The 287-nt window shown below is 74.2% G+C and carries 1 protein-coding gene; it reads right to left on the minus strand.

The features are described from left to right. Nucleotides 1–287: PD-(D/E)XK nuclease family protein (locus J0695_RS43035; RefSeq protein WP_206970229.1), on the minus strand; the 287-nt coding region annotated here is incomplete at both ends.

Below are 287 nucleotides of genomic sequence, written 5' to 3' on the forward strand. Positions count from 1 at the left end.
CACCTCGCCGGTGGGCGCCACATCCACCCGGTCGATGATCCCGCGCAGCCTCAGCCCGGAATCCAGCCCGGCCTCCACGAACAGCTCCCGCTCGGCGGGCTCCAGCCGGCTCGGATCCTCCAGGCCGAACCAGCGCTCCACCAGCTGCTCCGCCTCCGCCAGCCAGCGGGCCAGCCGCTCACCCTCCGGATCCTCGGCGAACAGCTCCATGACCTCCGGCCGGGATTCCCGCAACCGGTCCCACTGCCCCGGTACCAGCGCCTTCGCCCGCGGCGCGGTGCGCTCGG

Source organism: Streptomyces beijiangensis, from assembly GCF_017315755.1.
In the GTDB taxonomy this organism is placed as follows: Bacteria; Actinomycetota; Actinomycetes; order Streptomycetales; family Streptomycetaceae; genus Streptomyces; species Streptomyces beijiangensis.